The organism is Pseudooctadecabacter sp., from assembly GCF_965657175.1.
Taxonomy (GTDB): domain Bacteria; phylum Pseudomonadota; class Alphaproteobacteria; order Rhodobacterales; family Rhodobacteraceae; genus Octadecabacter.
In genome coordinates this window covers 24,828-42,018 of the sequence record NZ_CBFHNH010000018.1, presented here as the reverse complement: position 1 = coordinate 42,018, position 17,191 = coordinate 24,828, and the positions used below count along the sequence as shown (strand labels likewise).

General features: G+C 60.8%; 16 protein-coding genes and 1 pseudogene. 8 read left to right on the top strand and 9 right to left on the bottom strand.

What is annotated here, in order from left to right; genetic code table 11:
* Nucleotides 1-84: 84 nt before the first annotated feature.
* From ACTG36_RS13495 to ACTG36_RS13475, 5 genes are all read right to left on the bottom strand, one after another.
* On the bottom strand, nt 85-1,896 hold the full coding sequence (locus ACTG36_RS13495; RefSeq protein WP_439142618.1) for a TRAP transporter large permease: 1,812 nt from the start codon (nt 1,894-1,896) through the stop codon (nt 85-87).
* Nucleotides 1,897-2,610, bottom strand: coding sequence for a TRAP transporter small permease (locus ACTG36_RS13490; protein WP_375282216.1), 714 nt, complete (start codon nt 2,608-2,610; stop codon nt 1,897-1,899).
* A 126-nt stretch (nt 2,611-2,736) separates the two neighbouring features.
* Nucleotides 2,737-3,750: a DctP family TRAP transporter solute-binding subunit gene (locus ACTG36_RS13485; RefSeq protein WP_439142615.1), complete on the bottom strand. Its 1,014-nt coding sequence runs from the start codon at nt 3,748-3,750 to the stop codon at nt 2,737-2,739.
* 216 nt (nt 3,751-3,966) lie between these two features.
* Nucleotides 3,967-5,205: a sigma-54-dependent transcriptional regulator gene (locus tag ACTG36_RS13480; RefSeq protein WP_375282218.1), complete on the bottom strand. Its 1,239-nt coding sequence runs from the start codon at nt 5,203-5,205 to the stop codon at nt 3,967-3,969.
* Nucleotides 5,202-6,977 carry a sensor histidine kinase gene (locus tag ACTG36_RS13475; RefSeq protein ID WP_439142613.1) on the bottom strand — a complete coding sequence of 592 codons (1,776 nt, stop codon included), beginning with the start codon at nt 6,975-6,977 and terminating at the stop codon, nt 5,202-5,204. The genes ACTG36_RS13480 and ACTG36_RS13475 overlap by 4 nt, the downstream gene beginning before the upstream one ends.
* A 58-nt stretch (nt 6,978-7,035) precedes the next feature.
* Here ACTG36_RS13475 and ACTG36_RS13470 point away from each other — a divergent pair, with 58 nt between their 5' ends.
* From ACTG36_RS13470 to ACTG36_RS13435, 8 genes are all read left to right on the top strand, one after another.
* Nucleotides 7,036-8,199: a cytochrome P450 gene (locus ACTG36_RS13470; protein ID WP_375281771.1), complete on the top strand. Its 1,164-nt coding sequence runs from the start codon at nt 7,036-7,038 to the stop codon at nt 8,197-8,199.
* Between the two features lie 105 nt (nt 8,200-8,304).
* Complete coding sequence (locus ACTG36_RS13465; protein WP_439142611.1) at nt 8,305-9,105, top strand: chromate resistance protein ChrB domain-containing protein; 801 nt, start codon at nt 8,305-8,307, stop codon at nt 9,103-9,105.
* On the top strand, nt 9,102-10,352 hold the full coding sequence (chrA, locus tag ACTG36_RS13460; protein ID WP_439142609.1) for a chromate efflux transporter: 1,251 nt from the start codon (nt 9,102-9,104) through the stop codon (nt 10,350-10,352). Before ACTG36_RS13465 ends, chrA begins: the two co-directional genes overlap by 4 nt.
* Nucleotides 10,353-10,465: 113 nt before the next feature.
* Nucleotides 10,466-10,936 (top strand): SspB family protein, encoded by a 471-nt coding sequence (locus ACTG36_RS13455; RefSeq protein WP_375281798.1) that lies wholly within the window; start codon nt 10,466-10,468, stop codon nt 10,934-10,936.
* Nucleotides 10,937-11,019: 83 nt separating this feature from the next.
* On the top strand, nt 11,020-12,411 hold the full coding sequence (gene fumC / locus ACTG36_RS13450; RefSeq protein WP_375281774.1) for a class II fumarate hydratase: 1,392 nt from the start codon (nt 11,020-11,022) through the stop codon (nt 12,409-12,411).
* On the top strand, nt 12,408-12,779 hold the full coding sequence (locus tag ACTG36_RS13445) for a VOC family protein (protein WP_375281775.1): 372 nt from the start codon (nt 12,408-12,410) through the stop codon (nt 12,777-12,779). Before fumC ends, ACTG36_RS13445 begins: the two co-directional genes overlap by 4 nt.
* The gene (locus tag ACTG36_RS13440) at nt 12,776-12,955 is read left to right on the top strand and encodes a DUF4169 family protein (RefSeq protein WP_375281776.1); all 180 of its coding nucleotides are present in this window, start codon (nt 12,776-12,778) and stop codon (nt 12,953-12,955) included. The genes ACTG36_RS13445 and ACTG36_RS13440 overlap by 4 nt, the downstream gene beginning before the upstream one ends.
* A 2-nt stretch (nt 12,956-12,957) precedes the next feature.
* Nucleotides 12,958-13,185 carry a ribbon-helix-helix domain-containing protein gene (locus ACTG36_RS13435; protein WP_375281799.1) on the top strand — a complete coding sequence of 76 codons (228 nt, stop codon included), beginning with the start codon at nt 12,958-12,960 and terminating at the stop codon, nt 13,183-13,185.
* Here the strand turns inward: ACTG36_RS13435 and ACTG36_RS13430 are convergent.
* The 4 genes and pseudogenes from ACTG36_RS13430 to ACTG36_RS13415 all read right to left on the bottom strand — a co-directional run bounded on the left by ACTG36_RS13430 (nt 13,173) and on the right by ACTG36_RS13415 (nt 17,190).
* Nucleotides 13,173-13,451 (bottom strand): hypothetical protein, encoded by a 279-nt coding sequence (locus ACTG36_RS13430; protein WP_375281777.1) that lies wholly within the window; start codon nt 13,449-13,451, stop codon nt 13,173-13,175. The genes ACTG36_RS13435 and ACTG36_RS13430 overlap by 13 nt on opposite strands.
* A gap of 278 nt (nt 13,452-13,729) precedes the next feature.
* A complete protein-coding gene (locus tag ACTG36_RS13425; protein WP_375281778.1) occupies nt 13,730-15,079 on the bottom strand; it encodes a cytochrome P450 in 1,350 nt (449 codons plus the stop codon).
* The gene (locus ACTG36_RS13420) at nt 15,069-16,367 is read right to left on the bottom strand and encodes a hypothetical protein (RefSeq protein WP_375281779.1); all 1,299 of its coding nucleotides are present in this window, start codon (nt 16,365-16,367) and stop codon (nt 15,069-15,071) included. Before ACTG36_RS13420 ends, ACTG36_RS13425 begins: the two co-directional genes overlap by 11 nt.
* 65 nt (nt 16,368-16,432) lie before the next feature.
* A pseudogene (locus ACTG36_RS13415) lies at nt 16,433-17,190 on the bottom strand (cytochrome c biogenesis CcdA family protein).
* Nucleotide 17,191: the final 1 nt, after the last annotated feature.

Here is a 17,191-nt window from a genome sequence, read left to right as displayed (position 1 = left end):
TCCCGCCGGAGGCATCCAACAAAAGAGAAAAGGCTGCGCGCATAATGATGCACGCAGCCTGTTCCATCTTTCCCAGATCCTGCCCTAATTGGTTATGATCTCCGGCCCCATGTAGGCCGTGGGCAACATGGTCGACAGCCACGGAATATAGGTGACCATGATCAGGAATACGAAGAGCACGGCCAAGAACGGCAAGGCTGCCTTCACCACCCGCATCATCGACATGTTCGCCACACCAGACGTCACGAAGAGGTTCAGACCCACCGGCGGCGTGATCATCCCGATTTCCATGTTCACGACCATGATGATGCCAAGGTGAATGGGATCAATCCCCAGCTCAATCGCGATTGGAAACACCAGGGGGGCCACGATCACGATCAGGCCCGAGGGCTCCATGAACTGACCACCTATTAGCAGGATCACATTGACAATGATCAAGAAGGTGATCGGCCCCAGACCTGCGGCCAACATGGCCTCGGTGATATGCTGGGGGATCTGCTCATCCGTCAGGACATGCTTCAGGATCAGCGCGTTGGCGATGATGAACATCAACATGATCGTCAGCTTGCCAGCCTCAAGCAGGGTTGCCTTGGTGTCGCGGTGAAACAGGGCTGGCACAGCGAAGATCACGTTTTCCACATTGGCGCGCAGCAGATTTTTGCCGCCCACCGCCAGTGACGTCCCGAAGCCCGCGCCGGATGTTTCCAGCCACTGCGCACCGCGCACCAGACTGAACACAAAGACCGCAGGGGGCAACAGCAGGATGAACACCGCACCGATGATCTGGATGATCGCGAACAACCCCGTGGTGCCCGACGTCAGCACCGACCAAATGGCATAGAGCATCGGCAGCACACCGAAGACCACCACCGCGATCCCAGCGACCACCATGCCCTGCCCCGCAGGCACGGCCTTTGCCATGGCAAAGCCCAGCAGCAGCGCCACGGCACCAAAGACCAATGCCGCATAGACCGCGATCATGATCGAGGCCCCCATCATAAAGGTCGCCACCGCATAAAGAAGGAACGTCACCAAGGTGAACCCCCAGACGCGCAGGCCCAACAAGCCGCTGTCGGCCTCGGCCTCGGGCAGCCAAGACCTGCCCTTCAGCGGCCCCATATCGCGGTAGATAAAGATCGACACGATGAAGGCATAGACTGACGCGATGGCCGCAGCCTCGGTCGGGGTGAACACACCGCCGTAGATGCCGCCCAGGATCACCACCATCAGGAACAAGCCCCATGAGGCGTCGAGGATGGTGGAAAACACCTGTTCAAATCCGAGCCATTCACCTTTGGGCAGATTCTTGATCCGCGCGATGACATAGATGGTGATCATCAACATGACACCGGCCAAAAGGCCTGGAATAACACCGGCCAAGAACATCCGGCCCACGGACACATCGGTGGCGGACGCATAGACGACCATCACGATGGAAGGCGGGATCAAAATGCCCAAGGTGCCTGCGTTACAGATCACACCGGCGGCAAAGTCCTTGGAATAGCCCGACTTCACCATGCCCGAGATGACGATCGTCCCCACGGCCACCACCGTTGCGGGCGATGACCCTGACAAAGCGGCAAACAACATACAGGCCAGAACACCCGCAATCGCCAGCCCCCCACGCACGTGACCGATGATGGCAATGGCGAAATCAATGATCCGCCGCGCCACACCGCCCGTGGACATAAACGACGACGCCAGAATGAAGAACGGAATGGCCAGCAGCGTATAATGCCCCGCCATCGCCTGATACAGCGACTGCGCCAAAGACGCCAAGGAGCTGTCGGACAAGACCAACAAAAACAGGGTTGATGACAGGCCAAGGGCCACAGCAATCGGCACACCGATGGCCAGAAAAGCAATGACCATGCCAAAAAGAATTGCGACGTCCATTTACTTGGTCTCCTGCTGTGCATCGCCGTAGCCCAGCGAATTGTCGATCTCGGCGCCTGCTTCGTCGACGGCATCCTCGGCCTCGTGGCTGACGATAATTGTTGTGATCTCTCCACGGATGATGCGCACCAGCAGCTGGGCGATCCGGTAGACCATCAGCGCCATGGCAAAGGGCAACATCGCGTAGGGAATAACGCGGGGCAGCTTTTCGTATTCTTCCCCGAAATTGAACGTATTTTCCAAAAAGGTCTGGGCGAAGGGGATCGGGATTTGATCCATCTCATACCAGCCGCGCCCGCGTGAATTTTCAAACCCTGTGGGGAACCACCGGCCGGAGGTTGAATTGAGCTCCGCGAAAGGCGCCCAGTAATCCCACGCGCCCTTGAGCAACAAAAGCGCATAGACCAGACAGACCAATGCCGCCGCAATCGCCATGGCCCGTTTCATACGCGATCCCGACAGGTTGATCAGGGCGTCCACGCCCAAGTGGCTCACCACTTTGAACCCGTAGGCAATGCCGAACAGCACCAGCCACGCAAACAGCACCAACGTCAGCTCAAGCCCCCAGATCAACTGGCTGTTAAAGCCGTAGCGCAAGACCACGTTGATGAATGTCACCAAGGTCATCAGCCCCATCAATAGGGCGATTACTGTTTCTTCTATGTTGTGAATGACCGCGCCGATGCGGCCTTTGGGTTGATATGCACCCGACATGTCCTGCCCCCGAAAGTATGGTTATAAAAAGGGCCGGCCACAGCGCAGCCGACCCAATGTGTGGGATGGTGGGTGGGGCGCCTCGTGTGGGGGTCCCCCTCACACGACAGCGTCACCCGACATCACTTACAGGCTGGCGTTGATCGCCTGTGCCGCGTCGATGTTTTCCTGACCCACGTCGTCAACGAACTGGTCCCAAACGGGCTTCATCGTCTCGACCCAAGCTGCCCGCTGCTCATCCGTGAGCGCACGGATCACACCACCGGCGTCCACGATGGATTGCTTGGCCGCTTCGTTCACGGCGAAGGCTTCGGCGTTACGGGTTGTGGTGACTTCGTCGAGGATCGTCAGGAACTGGTCGCGCACATCGGCATCAAGGCTGTCAAGGAAATCAACGGAGGTCACGACCAGATAGTCGATGATGCCGTGGTTGGTCTCGGTCACGCCGTCCTGAACCTCGAAGAACTTCTGGCCCCAGATGTTGGACCATGTGTTTTCCTGCCCATCGACAACGCCGGTCTGCAGCGCACCGTACACCTCGGAGAACGCCATCGGCTGGGGGGAGGCCCCCATGGCTTCCATCTGTGCCACCAGCACGTCGGAGTTCTGCACGCGGAATTTCAGGCCATCGGCATCGGTCGGCAGTTCAAGTGCGACGTTCGCGGACATCTGCTTCATGCCGTTGTGCCAGTAGGCCAGACCCTGCAGGCCGCGGCGCTGCATGCTGTCCAGCATCGCCTGACCGGTGTCGGAGGCTTGGAAGGCGTCAACCGCTTCGATGTTGGTGAACATGAAGGGCAGATCGAAAATGCGGAACTGGCGGGTGAAGGCCTCAAACTTGGACAAGGATGGGGCGGCCAGCTGAACGTCGCCCTGCAACATTGCCTCAAGCACCTGGTCGTCGTTGTAAAGGGACGACTGCGGGAAGACTTCCATGCACATGGTGCCGTTCATGTCAGCGTTGATGCGTTCCATCAACAGCGTGGCCGCGATGCCTTTGGGGTGACGGTCGGTGTTGGTCACGTGGCTGAACTTGACGACGATTTCGCCGTCATCGCAGCCTGCGTGGCCGTCGGCCATAGCCGCACCAGCAGACAGTGTGAGGGCAGCAATAGATGCTGCGTTCATCAGAAACTTCATGGGGTTCCTCCCTAGGAATTAGAATCGGCGCGCCCCTCCCGGACGTGCCACTCAAACAGGATGAGGCGAAATTCCGCGCAAACGCATAAAAATGTCAGCATCACGCCAAGCCGCTGAAAATCATTAATTTTTCGGGACAGGCGGGGTTGTTCTGCCACAGGCCGCGCGGGTTATCACACGGGTGTTACCGCCAACTGTGCGGAAATCCACACAGTGCTATTGGCGGTAGTCATCGGGCTTTAGCCCGTAGCGTGTCAGCTTGTCGTAGAACGTCTTGCGCGGCAGTTTCAGCGCCTGTGCCGCCTGCCCCGACCGTCCGCCAGCGCGCTGCAAGGCGTCGATCAACAAGGACCGTTCTACCTGCGCCAGCTGCTCGGACAGGCCCAAGCCCTCCCCTGCCTTGGCCCCCACGGCTTCATCCCCCATGCCCATGGCAAAGCGCATAGCGGAATTCATCAACCCACGGGCATTGCCCGGCCAGTCTTGCGCCATCAGGCCTGCGATCAGATCGGGGGAAATGGGCGGCTCGGACAGGTTGGCCTGTTCACAGGCCTGCGCCACGTAATGGCGAAACAGCACTGGAATGTCTTCGGGCCGGTCGCGCAGGGCGGGTACATGGATGCGCATCAGATCAAGGCGGTAGAACAGATCGGTGCTGAAACTGCCGTCCTTGACCGCGGCGTCCACATCCGTCGACGTGCCCGACAAAACCCGCACGGTGGACCCGTCCTCGAGCGCCTCAAGCAGGGCGAATTGGACAGCCGGCGCCAGCGCCGTGACCTCATCGAGATAGAGCGTGCCGCCGTCGGCCTCCGCAAAGGCCGCCAACAGATCGTCGGCGGTCAATTGTGCGGCGGGGCGTTTGATGAAGGGGCGGCTTGCAGCACCCGACAGCAGGTGAATGATCTCGGCAATTTTGGGGGTGCCTGTGCCGGGCTCTCCGGTGATCAGCACTTCGGCGCTGGCGCGGGCCACGGCGCGTACGCGGGCGCGCAGCGCGTCGGAGGCCGCAGAAATCCCCACCAACATCCGTGCCGCCGCATCGCCCCGGTCCAACTCCTGTTTCAACCGCCGGTTTTCCATAACCAGCGCACGTGCCTTCAGCGCCTTTTCAACAACGGCCAGCAACTCCTTAGCGCCACAGGGTTTTTCCAAAAACCCATAGGCCCCTTCGGACATGGCTTTGACGGCCATGGGGATGTCACCCTCCCCAGTGAGCAAGATCACCGGCAGATCGGTATCCACCTTGCGCACATGATCCAACAGGTGAAACCCGTCCCGTCCGGGCATGCGAATGTCGGTCACGATCACGCCGTCGAATGTGGGGTCGATATGATCCTTGGCCTCAATAAAGGACCCCGCGCGCAGCGGGTCCAGATCAGCCAGTTCGACCGTCTGGCCCAGCGCCTCACGGACGTCTTTTTCATCGTCTACGATCATCACACGTTTGGTCATGCGGCGGCCTCTGCCCGGTCTGCGGCGTCCAGTGTCACGGTAAAGACCGCACCGCCTGCGGGGTCGTTGCGGCCACGGATCATACCGCCAAAGCTTTGCACCAACCCGTATGAGATCGACAGCCCCAGCCCCATGCCATCCTGTGACACCTGTTTGGTGGAATAAAACGGATCAAAAATGCGGTCGGGTTCATCAAGGCCCGGCCCTGTATCGCGCACGTACAACTCAACCCGCCCGTCGACCATCGCAGCTTCCAGTTCAATCCGTTGGGGCCCGTCCTGCCCCTCCATCGCGTCCATCGCGTTGCTTACAAGGTTCAGCACCACCTGCTGCAACCGGACCTCACCGCCGCGCACGATCAGCGGGGTGGCGGGCGGCGTCCAGAGGATATCGACACCGCTTGTCTTGGCGCGGGTTTGCGTAATTTCGAGGACGGCGGTGATCACCCCCGACAAATCTACATCGGTCATGCCTTCGCTTTCTTGTTTGGCAAAGGCGCGCAGGTTGCGGATGATGCGCCCCATCCGTCGCGCCAGATCGGCAATCCGGCCAAGGTTTTGCCCCGCCACATCTGCCTTCCCCCTTTCCAAAAACGCCTCAGCGTTTTCGGCGTAGCTGCGAATGGCCATGAGCGGCTGGTTGAGTTCATGGCTGATCCCCGCCGACATCTGGCCAAGCGCGCTCAACTTGCCGGCCTGCACCAGATCGGCCTGAGCCTTTTTCAACTGGGCCTCGGTGGCGATGCGTTCGCTGACCTCATGGCGCAGATCGGCGTTGGTGCGCGACAGCTCAGCGGTGCGGACCTCGACGGCGGTTTCAAGCCGGGCGTTGGCCTCGGCCAGTGTGCGGCGGCGTTCGGTGGCCAGAAACAACATCGCCCCAAAGGCCAGACAGATTGCGGCGGCCACACCGGCCTGCAACCGCGCCAAAAGACGCGCAGGTGCCACGTCCAACAATGCCTCACCCGTCATCTGGATCACCGGCAAGGGCAGTGACAGATGCAGCGCGCGCTGGGGCACATAGCGTTGGCCTTGCACGGACCAGACGCTGTGGCCGCGCTGATCCCGCGCTTCGTAGGTAATGAAGGGGCGCAGCACGCCCTGCGCATATTCCGCCGTATCACCCCGCAGCGCCGCACGCGGATCGCGGGCCATAAAGACCAGTTCGGACCGGTTTGAGATAAACGTGACACCCAGATCATCGGTAAAGAACACCGTGGGTCGCGCCCCGCGCCAGACGGCTTCAACCGCATCGACATTCACGACCACAATCACCGCCCCCGCCACCGGCCCCTCTGCCGAAAAGACAGGGGCCGCAAACAGGAACGTGCGCTGACCGTAACGGTCATGAACCAGATGGTAGATGCCCAGCGCGCCGTCCATGGCGCGGGCGAAATAGGGGGTGGTGCCGTGCGCCTCATCCCCCGTGCCTGAGGCAGAGGCCACTTCAGCCCCGTTGCGTGACACCACCAGAATATCCAGCGATCCGGTCTTGTCCGCAGTCTCGCGCAACAAATCCGCAGCCCCCGCCCCGCGCCCGTCCACGGCGGCGGCCACGACCGGATGATCGGCCATCAGAACCGCCAGTTCACGATAGCGCGACAGCTCCCCCGTTAGGCGGTCGGACGCCAGTGCCAGATCGGACCGGCCCCGTTGTTCCAACTGATCCAGCGCCGATTGATACCCGAACCACCAGACCCCTGACGACAAGGCAGCCACCGCGACCAGAAAGGCCACGACCGCAAGAATCCGAGTTTGAAGTGCGTTCAACATGGTCTCAGCTTAGAAAGCTGCACTTGCAAAGGCCAGAGGGCATGGGCAGACATGGCCCATGCAACGCCTGACCCAATCCCCCACAGACCCCGCATTCGTCCAAGACCCCTACCCGTTCTATGACCGTGCACGGGCCACGGGCGATTTGTTTTATTGGGAAGACTACGGCGCCATCTGTGCCGTGTCCCACGCGGCTGTTGCGGCCTGCCTAAAGGACAAGCGCATGGGCCGTGAGGTGCCGGAGGAATTCCGCGCCCCCGTCCCCGACCACCTTGCGCCGTTTTATGCGGTTGAGGCCCATTCGATGCTGGAACTCAACCCGCCGCGCCACACCCGTTTGCGCGGGCTGGTCCTGCGCGCCTTCACTTCGCGCCGCATCGCCGCGTTGCAGCCTGAGATCGCAGCACTGTGCCATCAGTTGATCGACCAGTTCCCATCCGGTGACTTCGATCTGCTTGAGGCCTACGCCCGCACCGTGCCCGTCATCATCATCGCGCGGCTGCTGGGTGTACCCGAAGACCGCGCCGATGATCTGCTGGCGTGGTCCAATGCCATGGTGGCGATGTATGTGACCAACCGCACCCGCGCGATTGAGGACCGTGCCGTTCAGGCGACCGAAGACTTCGTGGCCTTCATGCGCGCCCATATCGACGCCAAACGCAGCACCCCTGCCGATGACCTGATCTCAGAACTGATTGCCGCCGAAGAAGACGGCGCGAAACTGACCACGGATGAGATGATCACCACCTGTATCCTGCTGCTCAACGCAGGGCATGAGGCCACGGTCCACACCCTTGGCAATGCAGTCAAAACCCTGTTGGAACGTGACATCCGCACAATCGATGACCGAACCGTCGAAGAAGCCCTGCGGTTTGATCCGCCGCTGCATCTGTTCGAGCGTTGGGTGACCGAAGACTGTGAGGTCTTCGGCCATGCCTTCAAACGCGGTGAGAAGATCAACTGCCTGCTGGGGGCGGCAAACCGTGATCCGGCGGCCTACCCTGACCCGCACCACTTTGACCCCACCCGCAAAGGCCCCGTGAATGTGGCCTTTGGCGGCGGCATTCATTTCTGCGTGGGCGCACCGCTGGCGCGGCTGGAATTGCGCGTGGCCTTGCAGGTCTTGTTTGAACGCTGCCCTGATCTGCGCCTGACGGCCCCGGCGCGCTATGCCAATGTGTTCCACTTTCACGGGTTGGAGGCGCTGCCTGTGCGGGCTTGACCCTCGGCCCAGCGCACGGCACACTTTGTTCATGGGGTCTTTGCGAACACCCCGTGAGGTTTCGACCAGACGTTCGCATGTCCTTCGTCCATTGGAGACATGCGCATGGCTGCACCTTACGAAATATCCCCCAAAAACCTGTCCCGCCTTATTGGCACCCCCACCTGTCCGGTCATCATCGACGTGTCCATTGACGCCGATGTGGCGCAGGACCCGTTCTTGATCCCTACAGCACAGCGGCACCCGCACACAGACATCGCATCCATTGCGGACCGGCTGAGGGGGACGGAGTGTGTGATCGTCTGTCAAAAAGGCCTGAAGCTCAGCCAAGGGTTCGCGTCGCGTCTGCGCGGCCACGGGATCGCAGCACAGGTCCTTGAAGGGGGCAATTACGGCTGGTGCGCGATGGCCGATGCCCCACGGGTGGCGATTGACACCTTGGCCGCCTCCTCCCTGTGGGTGACGCGCCACAGGCCCAAGATCAACCGGATTGCCTGCCCGTGGTTCATCCGCAGGTTCATTAACCCCGAAGCCGAATTCCTGTTCGTGGCCCCCGATGCGGTGGCTGGCCTGGCTGAAAAATATGGTGCGACGGCCTTTGACAGTGCCGATGCGCCCTTTGGTCATCGCGGTGACCTTTGCACCTTTGGTGCCTTGCTGGATCACTTTGACCTGCGCGCCGCGCCGCTCGACCGCCTGTCACATATCGTGCGCGCAGCGGATACGGGGCGGGCTGGGGACAGTCCACAGGCCGCAGGGCTTTTGGCGGTGTCATTGGGCCTATCGCGGATGCACAAAGACGATCACAGCCAACTGGATGCGGCGATGCCAGTCTATGAGGCCCTCTACCGGTGGGCGCGGGATGCGCAGGCAGAAACCCATGCCAGCTTCGGGGATGCCCCATGACCTACCCAGACATGGTGCGCCTGTTTGGCCGGATCGGCTGTTTGTCCTTTGGGGGACCCGCTGCCCAGATCGCGCTGATGCAAAATGAACTGGTCGACGACCGGCCCGTCATGACCCAATCCGACTTCCTCAAGGCGTTGTCGTTCTGTATGCTCTTGCCCGGACCAGAGGCCATGCAACTGGCTACCTATGCAGGCTGGACCCTGCGCGGTGTGCGCGGGGGATTGATCGCGGGGCTGCTGTTCGTGCTGCCCGGTGCGGTGGTGATTGCGCTGCTGGCGGGGCTGTATGTGCAATTCGGGGATGTGCCGCTGGTTCAGGCGGCGTTCTTGGGGATCAAGGCCACGGTCATCATTATCGTGGTGCAGGCCATTTTGCGTCTGCTGGGAAAGGCGCTTGCGCGCATGGACCACCGGATTGTCGCGGCGGTCGCGTTTCTTGCGCTTTTTGCCTTTGCCCTACCCTTTCCTTTGGTGATCTTTGCCGCTGGTCTTTACGGCTACCTCAGCTGTGCGGACCCCTCACCGGGGCGTGTGGCCCTCCCATGGCGGAGAAGCCTTGCGCCCGTCGGGATCGGGGCCGTTCTTTGGGCCGCACCACTGGTGGTCGCATGGGCCACGGGGGCTGCGTTTTTGCTGGCGGTGGGGTTGTTTTTCTCAACCCTCGCGGTGGTGACCTTCGGGGGCGCCTACGCGGTGCTGGCCTATATGACGCAAGCGGTGGTCACTGATTTCGGCTGGATCGACACGACCCAGATGATTGATGCCTTGGGGCTGGCGGAAACCACGCCGGGGCCACTGATCCTTGTGACGCAGTTTGTGGGCACCTTGGCGGGCCATGGGCAAGGCGGCTGGGGGATGGCCGCGCTGGCTGGTCTGATGACGCTTTGGGTGACGTTCGTGCCCTGCTTTATCTGGATCTTTGCCGGTGCGCCCTTGATGGCGTGGCTGGACACGGCCCCGCGCCTGCGGGCGGCACTGGCTGCGATCACGGCCGCGGTCGTGGGGGTGATTGCGAACCTGTCTGTGTGGTTCGCGCTGCATGTTCTTTTTGACACCCTGACGCCGGCCCCCGCCCCCTTTGCGATGCTGATCCCTGACTGGTCCACGTTTAACGCCGCCGCCGCGGTCCTGACCGCCCTGGCGGGCTATCTGCTGCTTGTGCGCAAGGTGCCCCTGTTGCCCACGCTGGGTCTGATGGCGCTCGCCGGTCTTGCCTTAAGTGCGGTCATGGGCGCTGGCACGTAACACGGGGGCCAAGGCCCCCTTTCATCCGGCCCCGAATCTCGTATGCTGTAAGGGTCTGAACTGGGGGGCTGCCCGTGACCATCACCAACCAAACCATCGACTACGGCAATCTGATGCACAAAGCGATGCGGGGGCTGATCTTTGAGGTCCTGACCGACATCTCGGCCAAGGGCCTGCCAGGCAATCACCACTTCTTTATCACCTTTGACACGATGCACCCCGACGTCGAAATCGCAGACTGGCTGTCGGACCGCTATCCCGGTGAAATGACCATCGTCATTCAACACCAATACGAAAGCCTGATGGTCACCGAACAGGGCTTTGCCATCACTCTCAGCTTTGGGGACAGCCCTGAGCCGCTATACATCCCCTACGACGCGATCAAGACTTTCGTGGACCCGTCGGTTGAATTTGGCCTGCGGTTTGAAACCCAAGACGATGACGAAGACCGCATCAGCCCTGTGCCTGCACCGGATGCCGAACCCGGCCCCGTGCGAGAGGCCCCCATGGCTGAGATGGCCGAGCTTGAGGACACCGCCCCCAAAGAGGCCGAAGTCGTTTCCTTAGATAAGTTCCGCAAGTAATCCCCCGCCACCGGGCGCTTGCCCTTGCGCAGCGGCCCCGTTAGACGGCATGCAACCGTATACCGCCAATTCGTGAGACCCCCATGACCAACACCCGCACAGAAACCGACAGCTTTGGCCCCTTGGAGGTCCCCACCGATCGCTACTGGGGCGCACAGACCCAACGGTCATTGATGAACTTCCCCATCGGCTGGGAAAAACAGCCCGTGGCCATCGTGCGCGCGCTGGGTGTGATCAAAAAGGCCTGCGCCATGGCCAACCGCGACAGTGGCAAACTGGACGGCAAACTGGCCGATGCCATGATTGAGGCGGCGGGCGAAGTTATCGACGGCAAGCTGGACGATCATTTCCCGCTGGTCGTGTGGCAGACAGGGTCCGGCACGCAATCCAACATGAACGCCAACGAAGTGATCTCAAACCGCGCGATTGAGATTTTGGGCGGCGAAGTCGGGTCCAAAGACCCGGTACACCCCAATGACCACTGCAATATGGGCCAGTCGTCCAACGACACCTTCCCCACCGCCATGCACATCGCCGCCGCCATGACCGCGCGCGACGTGCTGCTGCCAGGGTTGGAGACGTTCGCCGCAGAACTTGAGGCCAAGGCAGAAGAATTCAAAGACATCATCAAGATCGGCCGCACCCACACCCAAGACGCAACACCGCTGACGCTGGGTCAGGAATTTTCCGGCTATGCCAAACAAATCCGGGGCGGGATCGAACGGATCAAACTGGCCCTGCCCGGCATCTATGAACTGGCCCAAGGCGGCACCGCCGTGGGCACCGGCCTGAACACGTCGCCCGGTTGGGACACCACGGTGGCCGCGCACATGGCCGACATTACCGGCCTGCCATTTGTGACCGCCCCCAACAAGTTCGAGGCACTGGCCGCCCATGACGCCATGGTGTTCATGTCCGGTGCGATCAAGACCACCGCCATGGCCGCCTATAAAATCGCCAATGACATGCGGTTCCTTGGCTCCGGCCCCCGGTCCGGTCTTGGCGAATTGATCCTGCCTGAGAACGAGCCCGGATCGTCGATCATGCCCGGTAAGGTGAACCCGACACAGGCCGAAGCCATGACGCAGGTCTGCGCCCATATCCTTGGCAATGACGCAGCGATTGGCTTTGCCGGATCGCAGGGTCATTTCGAACTCAACGTCTACAACCCGATGATGGCCTATAACCTGCTGCAGTCCATGCAGCTTTTGGGCGATGCCGCCGACAGTTTCACCAAGCGGATGTTGGCCGGAACCCGCGCCAACGAAGACCGCATTGAAAAGCTGATGAAAGAAAGCCTGATGCTGGTCACCGCATTGGCCCCTGAAATCGGCTATGACAACGCCACCAAAGTCGCCAAGTCCGCCCACAAAAACGGCACCACTCTGCGGGAAGAGGCCGTGGCCCTTGGCTTTGTGGACGAAGACACCTTCGACCGCGTAGTCCGCCCCGAAGACATGATCGGACCAAAATGATCAAAGCGCGCCCCCATATCATGTTGCAAGGCGGGGTCACCGGTGATGCGGTGACCCTTTGGCAGACCGCCTTTCCCGACCTGACCGCATCGGACACCGATGGGATGGGCCTGCGCACGCTCATGCTGGGCGATCTGACCTTCACGTTGTTTGACAGCCCGCCCATTCACAAATTCGGGCCAACCCCGTCATGGTCGATGATGGTGGATGTGGACACGGCTGAGGCTGTGGACAACGCGGCGGCCAAATTGGGCGACGGCGGGTCCATCCTGATGCCAGCCGACAGCTATGAATTTGCCCAACGGTTCGTCTGGGTACAGGACCGCTTTGGCATTTCGTGGCAAATCCGGTTCGGGGCGATCCAGTGACCGAAATTGTGAACCTCAACCGTGTCCGCAAGGACCGCGACAGGACCGCCAAGAAAGCCGAGGCCGACCAGAACGCTGCCAAGTTCGGCCGCACCAAGGCCGAGCGGCTGGCCGAGGCGGCGCGGGACGCACGGGCAAAGCAGCAGTTGGATCAACTGAAATTTGAGGATGAGTGACCGTGGTGGGATCCGCCCGCCCTGTCAAACATTCGCTGACCTTGCGCGGACACCGCACGTCGGTCTCGCTCGAGCCTGAATTTTGGGACGAATTTCGACGGATCGCAAAAGCGCGCGATCAGACCCTCAATGGTTTGGCCATTGAAATAGACGAGGCCCGCGGCGACGTGGGCCTTGCCTCTGCGATCCGTGTGTTCGTTCTGAACACCCTTAAGGATCAATCAGCGTAAAGCGCTTGGCGCACACGGTCCAAAGTCTTTCGGTCTTCGCGTTCCACTTCGGACATCAGCTGGCGGTCGACCTCACGTTCTAACATCTGCTCATAGCGGATCTGATCGACCCGTTTGGACACATCCGGTTCGGTTTCGGAATATGGGCGACGCATCGGCACAAGCTGTTCGAGCTCCGCATGTTTACGGCCGAACAATCCGCTCACCGCTTCAGCCAAGTCAGCTGGCCGGACGGATGCAAAAATCTTTGGCACTGCGAATGTCATTTGAATGACCTTTCTCAACGCCCCCACACAGGTCGATGTAGGGTAAATTGATGGCCTATGAAATAGGGCGAATGTGCCACATTGTGCATCAGGGCGCGGAGAAACCACACCTAAACACCTGAATTAATAAAATAATATCTTCTCGCAACTGCCCCAATTCTGACAAGAAGCATCGACATCGATCCGTTATCCTTGGCGACAGTCCCAGTTCAGGCGCGGGATTGATCCACAACGCAATACAATCGCGGTGCGGGTATGTCGTCCGTCGGTCGCTTGGATCATCTTTCAGACACGGTGAGTCGGATGCCATCCTTGGCCCGCACGGTCAAATGCGCGACCGGCACGGGGACATCTTCGGTCACATCAAACCGGAAGCGGCGCAGCAACATCGACAGCAACACAGGCCCTTCGACCATGGCGAACCCGGCCCCCGTACACACCCGCGATCCTGCGGAGAACGGGATATAGGCGTCGCGCTGGCAGGTCTTGCCGTTCTCGGTGCCCCAGCGGGTCGGGTCGAACCCGTCGGGATTGTCCCACAGCCGCGTGTGACGATGCAGGTGCCACGGGCTCAGCACAATCTGGCTGCCTTTGGGCGCGCGCCTGCCGCGCATCGTTTCTGGGCAGGTGGTTTCGCGCACCATCATGGGCACCGGCGGGTACAGACGCAGCGCCTCGCGGAACACATCACGGCTGAGTTTGAGCACCGACACCGATGAGAAATCCGCGCTCAAACCCGCCGCCTCTTCGGCCAATCTGTCCTGCCATTCCGGATAACGCGCCACCAGATACAGCGACCACGCCAGCGCACTCGCGCTGGTTTCATGCCCCGCCAGAAAGAAGATCGCGACTTGATCGACCATTTCTTCGGTGGAAAACGCACGGCCTGTTTCGGGGTCTTTGGTGGTCATGATCTTGGTGGCCAGATCATCAGGGGCTGTGCCGCCGTCGATTTCAAACATCCGCCGTTCGGTCAGGTCCGTGATCAGCCGCCGGATATCCGCTGCGGTGTCCGTGGTCGCCTTCCTGAAAAACCGCGGCATCCAGCGGGGGCCGGGAATGAAGGCCGCCAAGTTCAGGATCGGCTGTGTGCGTTGGTGATCGCGGAATTTCTCGAACACCTGCGTGGCCGTCTCATCCTCAATGGGGATCGAAAAGAGCGTGCGAAAAATCACATCAGCGGCCACATGGGACGTCTCGGGTTCGATATCGAGGGTGCCTTGCCGCTGGGCCAGACGTGCCACCGCCGCCTCCCCCGCCGCATACATCGCCCCGTAGGTATCGCGCAGGCGCCCCCCTTCAAAAGCGGGATCAATGATGCGCCGTTGCCGTTTCCAGACCTCACCGTTGGTCAAAAACACCGAATTGCCCAGCAGCGGCCGAAGGCCCGCACCGATGCGATCGGATTTGGGGAAATCATCGGGCCGGTCTTTCAGGACCCGTTTCACCAGATCAGGATCATTGGCCAGATAGCTGCGGAAAAACGGCGTACGGAATTCGGCCATCCACGCGCGGTAAAGCTTGGCCGGTTGGGCCGATAGAATGTCCTGCCGGAACAGCCGCAGATACCGCCAGAGCGACACCTTTTCGGGCCGCGACGGGGGTTTGGGCGGCAGATCAGCCGTCATCGGACACAGAGGTGTATTTCGAGGCGGCAATGTCGATCCGCGATTGCGACGGTCTGCGCCCGGCAAAGCGCTGCGCCAAGGTCAAAGGCCCTGCGGTGATGCGGAAATAGTCGTAATCCCCCACACGGTCGAAGGCGCAGAGGTATTGGAAATGCAGACGGAAAAACCGCCATCGCAGCTTTTTCCACGTCTCGGGCGACAAGGTCTGGGTAAAGGCCGCAGAGATCACAAGCGGCCATTTCTGATCGTCCGTCGCCACGCCCGACACGGCCACCGGATCACACAGCGCAAAGGCACAGCCATCTCCCGGTGCGGTCACATCGACCCAAGCCAATTCGTCCCGCTTGCTGAGGTATTGCAGATCGGCCCGCAACCGGTGCGCTTTGGGCAGAAAGCTGACCATCGGGACCACTTGGCCAAGGCTGAGGAACCCCAACGCAGGCCCCTCTGCGGTCACCCCGCCCTCGCGGATCAGATCGGCCAGCACCGACACCGCCAGATGCGCGCCTGAGGAATGGCCGACGACCAGAACCTCATCCACGTCATCGCGCAAGGCGGCGGTAATCGTGTCTTTGAACTCGGTCATTCGCGCCTCAAGCTCGGGCGGGTTGGCGCCGTTCCAATGGGCGGAATAGGCGTAGTCGTGCATCAGGTAATAGGCGAAAAACTTGCCGTCTTTGCGTTTGAACCACCGCAGAACGGACCAACCAACCCACGCACCAAACGCCCACATCAAAACCGTCCGCGCGAAGATCAGGGCGGAATAATCAAAGGGCGTGCCCTCCCCCCGACCGACAAGGGAAATGACGCCCCGCGCACCCGTGGTCATGATCCAGCCCAGACCCTTGGCCGCCAGTGTGGCCAGCAAGACCGCAACCAACAGCTGCAGGATCAACATGCCCACAGGATAGAGCGCCGCAATCACGGGCCCCTTGCGCAGCCACATCAGGCGGCGCAGCGCGCCGCTGGCGATATAGGTCCATGCGGTGCGGACCAGTTGCAGGTAGGTCGCGGGGATGGACGACGCCATGGACCCGCGCACGATGTCGGACCAGACGAGCACGTCCACCTCGGCGCTGGTAGATTGGCCGTCCATTTGCCCCAACACGCGCCAGCCGTAGTGCTGACCGCTTTTGGGGGCGAGTTTGACCTCATACCCCGAAATCCCCGCCTGTGCGGTGCTTTCGGTGCGGTACAATTCACGGTAACGGCGCGGGTGAATGGGATCGTAGCCGGGGATGTAGAACACCCGTCTGCGTCTCACCGTTGTCTGGTCTGCCTGATCCATCTGCGCCCGCTGCTCATTGGCTTTGGGATACCCTAACAGGGCTTTTCGGCAAAAATAAGGATCGCTTAGCCGAAAATCATCAAGACGGGGAAGGCTTCAAGCATCCAATAGGCAAAGACCGTCAGAAATCCGGTGGCCATGGCCAGACCCACTGTGATCAACAGCACGCCGGAAATTTTTTCGATGACGTCCAGATTGCGTTTCATCCATGCCATCGGCCCTTTGAGCTGCGGGAAAAATGCGGCCACCAATAAGAACGGCACGCCAAGGTCAAAGGCATAGACGACTAACATCAACGCGCCCTTGCCCACATCGCCCGCGCCGGTCGCAAGGCTTAGGATCGCGGACAGGATCGGGCCAAGGCACGGCGTCCAGCCAAAGGCAAAGGCAAGGCAAAGGAAGTATGTCCCAAAGGCTGACCCGCCCTGATCCCCCGCATCCACGCGCATTTCCTGATCTAGGAAACGCAGGCGGAAAACGCCGAGGAAATGTAGGCCAAAGATGATGACCACCACACCCGCCCCGATTTGCAGATAGCTTTGATCGCCCAGCAACGTCCGCCCCAAGGGCGATGCACCGGCGCCGAGGATCAAGAACGCCGTGGACAGAGGCCCAACATGAAGAACAAGGCCGCCACAACCGCACGGCCCCGCGCGCCTTTGTCGTCTTCCATATCGCTGACACTGACCCCGCCCATATAGGCTAGATAGGGCGGCACACTGGGCAGCACGCAGGGGCTTAGAAACGACAGGATGCCCGCCGAAAAGGCGATCAGCAGCGCGGGCAGCAGCGAGGCTGCGAGGAAGGTTTCGGTTTCAAACATA

Bases quoted from the DNA above. Each gene is read 5' to 3' on its own strand.
- ACTG36_RS13495 (WP_439142618.1), bottom strand. From the start codon at position 1,896: ATGGACGTCGCAATTCTTTTTGGCATGGTCATTGCTTTTCTGGCCATC.
- ACTG36_RS13420 (WP_375281779.1), bottom strand. From the start codon at position 16,367: ATGGATCAGGCAGACCAGACAACGGTGAGACGCAGACGGGTGTTCTAC.
- chrA (WP_439142609.1), top strand. From the start codon at position 9,102: ATGACCTACCCAGACATGGTGCGCCTGTTTGGCCGGATCGGCTGTTTG.
- ACTG36_RS13485 (WP_439142615.1), bottom strand. From the start codon at position 3,750: ATGAAGTTTCTGATGAACGCAGCATCTATTGCTGCCCTCACACTGTCT.
- ACTG36_RS13430 (WP_375281777.1), bottom strand. From the start codon at position 13,451: ATGACATTCGCAGTGCCAAAGATTTTTGCATCCGTCCGGCCAGCTGAC.
- ACTG36_RS13475 (WP_439142613.1), bottom strand. From the start codon at position 6,977: ATGTTGAACGCACTTCAAACTCGGATTCTTGCGGTCGTGGCCTTTCTG.
- ACTG36_RS13465 (WP_439142611.1), top strand. From the start codon at position 8,305: ATGGCTGCACCTTACGAAATATCCCCCAAAAACCTGTCCCGCCTTATT.
- ACTG36_RS13490 (WP_375282216.1), bottom strand. From the start codon at position 2,610: ATGTCGGGTGCATATCAACCCAAAGGCCGCATCGGCGCGGTCATTCAC.
- ACTG36_RS13470 (WP_375281771.1), top strand. From the start codon at position 7,036: ATGCAACGCCTGACCCAATCCCCCACAGACCCCGCATTCGTCCAAGAC.
- ACTG36_RS13425 (WP_375281778.1), bottom strand. From the start codon at position 15,079: ATGACGGCTGATCTGCCGCCCAAACCCCCGTCGCGGCCCGAAAAGGTG.
- ACTG36_RS13480 (WP_375282218.1), bottom strand. From the start codon at position 5,205: ATGACCAAACGTGTGATGATCGTAGACGATGAAAAAGACGTCCGTGAG.
- ACTG36_RS13455 (WP_375281798.1), top strand. From the start codon at position 10,466: ATGCACAAAGCGATGCGGGGGCTGATCTTTGAGGTCCTGACCGACATC.
- ACTG36_RS13445 (WP_375281775.1), top strand. From the start codon at position 12,408: ATGATCAAAGCGCGCCCCCATATCATGTTGCAAGGCGGGGTCACCGGT.
- fumC (WP_375281774.1), top strand. From the start codon at position 11,020: ATGACCAACACCCGCACAGAAACCGACAGCTTTGGCCCCTTGGAGGTC.